The sequence below is a fragment of the bacterium genome, assembly GCA_035281585.1.
Classification (GTDB): Bacteria; UBA10199; UBA10199; order DSSB01; family DSSB01; genus DATEDP01.
In genome coordinates this window covers 1-3,074 of sequence record DATEDP010000158.1, presented here as the reverse complement: position 1 = coordinate 3,074, position 3,074 = coordinate 1, and the positions used below count along the sequence as shown (strand labels likewise).

Here is a 3,074-nt window from a genome sequence, read left to right as displayed (position 1 = left end):
CCCCTCGATCCCCCTTTTTCAAAGGGGGAAGGTTTCTTCAGAATCAAAAATCAGCTGATGAAGCTTCTCCCGAATCTTGGCAACATGGGTCGCCTCCCAATAAACCCGATGGCAATCGGGACAGGTCGTGAAGCGCTCCTGATGTTGGTAGACGTAGGGCCAGACCTTTTCCCGGATTTCCTCCTTGGCGATCGGCCGGAGGAGGGCGTTACATTCCACGCAGCGGCTCAGCGGGACGACTTGCGATTTCAACTCCGGGAAGCGCTGGAAGAATTCCTGGAGCTGGTCGGCCAGCAGATCATGGCCGATGAAGAGGCTTTGCTCGGGATCGCAGCGTTGAATGAGGCGGGTGTCCCGGGTGAGGAGGACTCTCGATTCGGCCCGGGCCGATTCCAATAGGTCCTCGTCGGGGATTTGCCGGCGATAGGCCACGTCGAATCCGGCCATTCGCAGCCACCGGGACAGTTTGCCCAGCATCTCGTCGGCGATGAAACGCACCCCTCGATATTAGCGCAAAGAAGTGGTAATGGCTGCCATCCCATGGATAGCGCGCTGCTTTTCAACGTTTTCATCTTCCTGGCCGCGGCCTGCCTGGTGGTGCCCTTGGTCAGCCATTTCAAGCTCGGCGCGGTGCTGGGCTTCATGATCGCGGGGGTCTTGATCGGTCCCTTCGGGCTCAAGCTGATCGGCGACAGCGAGAAGGTGATGAGCTTCGCCGAATTCGGCGTCGTCATGATGCTCTTCGTCATCGGGCTGGAGATCGATCCGGCGCGGCTCTGGCGGATGCGCAAGTCGATCTTGGGGATGGGCAGCTTGCAGGTGACGGCGACGGCGCTGGCCTTCGGCGGGATTGGCCATTTGCTGGGCTACGATTGGCGGATGAGCTTGGCGGCGGGGATGGCGCTCGCCCTTTCCTCGACCGCCTTGGTCTTGCAGATCCTGCAGGAGAAGAACCTGCTCAAGACCCCCTTGGGCGAGACGGCTTTTTCGGTGCTCCTCTTCCAGGACATCGCGGTGATCCCGATCTTGATCCTGATGCCCTTGCTCGCCGGGATTTCCGGCGCCGCCGAGGCGCCCCATCCCCACATGCTGAGCCACTTGCCGGGCTGGGCCCAAACTCTGGCGGTGACCGGCGCCATCGCCCTCGTGATCGTGGCTGGGCGCTATCTCTCGCCCTATCTGTTTCGGGTCATCGCCAAGGCCAAGCTCCGCGAGCTTTTCACCGCGACCTCGCTGGCCCTGGTGATCGGGATCGCCCTGCTGATGCAGCTGGTCGGCGTCTCGCCGGCCTTGGGCGTTTTTCTGGCCGGGGTGGTCTTGGCCAGCTCCGAATATCGCCGGACCCTGGAGGCTGACATCGAGCCCTTCAAGGGGCTTTTGCTGGGCCTCTTTTTCATCACGGTCGGGATGGGGATGGATTTCGGCCTCTTGCTCGATGAGCCGCTCAAGCTCTTGGCCGCCTTGGGTTTCTTGGTCGCGGTCAAAGCCATTTTGCTGTTCGGGCTGGGGCGGCTGTTCGGCTTGGAGGCGCAGCAGGGCCTCGGCTTCGCCTTGGCCTTGAGCCAGGGCGGGGAGTTCGCCTTCGTCCTCTTGCAATTCGCCGGCGGCCTTCGGGTTTTGCCGCCGGAGCAGGTCAAGTTTCTGACGCTCTTGGTGGCCCTTTCGATGGCGACGACGCCGCTCCTGATGGAGTTCTACAGCCGCAGTTTGGTCCGGCGCTTCATGAGCCTGCTGCCGGAGCGGGATTTCGACCAGATGGACGAGAACAATCCGGTGATCGTCGCCGGCTTCGGCCGGGTCGGCCAGATCGTCGGCCGCTTCCTGATGGGGCAGGGGGTGGAGGTCACGATGCTGGACAACGATCCCGAGCAGGTCGAGTCGCTCCGCAAATTCGGCTATCAGGCTTATTTCGGCGACGCCGCCCGGGTGGAGACGCTCCGCGCCGCCGGCGCGGCCCGGGCCAAGGTGCTGGTGGTGGCGGTGGACGACGACGAGGCGACTTTAAAGATCGCCGAAGTGGCCCGGCTCGAATTCCCCAAGCTCAAGATCTTCGCCCGGGCCCGCAACCGCCGCCACGCCTACGACTTGAGCAAGGTGGGGGTGGATTATATCAAGCGCGAGACCTTCGAGTCGGCCTTGACGATGGGCGAGGACATCATGGCCTTCCTCGGCGGCAAGCGGGAGGAGATCCGCGCCAAGGCCGACAAGTTCCGACTGCACGACGAGGCGGCGTTGCGGAAGTCGTTTGAGTTCTTTGAAGATGAGCCGGCCTTGGTGGACTTTACGCAGCTTAGTCGGGCGGAGTTGGAGGAGGTGTTGAGGGGGGATGTGCAGAAGTCGGAAATTTGACTACTTATTAATCTCCAATATCAACGAATCCACTGCTCCATTATAACTGCTCGTCGGATTGCTCATGCAGTATTGGTCGATCCAAGTCAAAACCGTCGCTTGATCCTTGCCTCGCGTTAAATCGAATCCCTTGATCGAGTTGATTCCCGAAAGATAGCCCTGCCCCCAGTAGCGGAAGGCGTCTTTGTCGGCGCCGGTGCTTTGGTTGTATTTGGAGCAAGGCATGCCGCCGGGACCGAAGACCACCGCGGGAGCGGCGAGCGCGTTGCCGGCGAAGAAGAGGGCGAGAACGGTGAGCAGTGTTTTCATGAGGATCTCCTGGTGGAATCCTAAAGGCTCGGAGCGGAAGTGCCAAGCTTTATGAAGGCGAAACGACCCGATATTCCCGGGGTTGACCCTCGGTGACCGCGGTGACCTGGGCCCGCCCATCGGCATGGAGGGTGCAGCGGAGGTATTTGAGATGGCCCTCGTCCTTGGCCACCGCGGTCTTGTCGAAGATCGGCGTGCAGAAGCCGCCCTCGTGCCGAGCCGAAGGGGCGCGGAGCAATTGGGCTTCCAATTTCAAGGCCTGGCGGGCCAATCCCTGGCAGTAGGGATAACCCGATTCATCCTGCGAAACCAATTTCGCCGCGTCCAATCCGCTTTCCTGGCTCAAGTCCACCGCCCGCTCCGTCTTCGCCTTCAGCGACAGGACTCGGCGCTGCACCGAGACTGGCCCTTCGGCC

General features: G+C 61.6%; 4 protein-coding genes. 1 reads left to right on the top strand and 3 read right to left on the bottom strand.

The genetic code is table 11. From position 1 onward, the window contains the following. Positions 1–18 precede the first annotated feature (18 nt). The gene (locus VJR29_14205) at positions 19–498 is read right to left on the bottom strand and encodes a Mut7-C RNAse domain-containing protein (GenBank protein HKY64555.1); all 480 of its coding nucleotides are present in this window, start codon (positions 496–498) and stop codon (positions 19–21) included. Between the two features lie 42 nt (positions 499–540). Between VJR29_14205 and VJR29_14200 the strand changes: the two genes are divergently transcribed. Then, entirely contained in the window at positions 541–2,349 is a 1,809-nt protein-coding gene (locus VJR29_14200; protein ID HKY64554.1) for a monovalent cation:proton antiporter-2 (CPA2) family protein, read from the top strand. Here VJR29_14200 and VJR29_14195 read toward each other — a convergent pair whose 3' ends face one another. Both VJR29_14195 and VJR29_14190 read right to left on the bottom strand, forming a co-directional pair. Beyond that, complete coding sequence (locus VJR29_14195) at positions 2,350–2,658, bottom strand: HdeA/HdeB family chaperone (GenBank protein HKY64553.1); 309 nt, start codon at positions 2,656–2,658, stop codon at positions 2,350–2,352. Between the two features lie 49 nt (positions 2,659–2,707). After that, the coding region (locus VJR29_14190) for an RES family NAD+ phosphorylase (protein ID HKY64552.1) at positions 2,708–3,074 on the bottom strand (367 nt) is incomplete at its 5' end.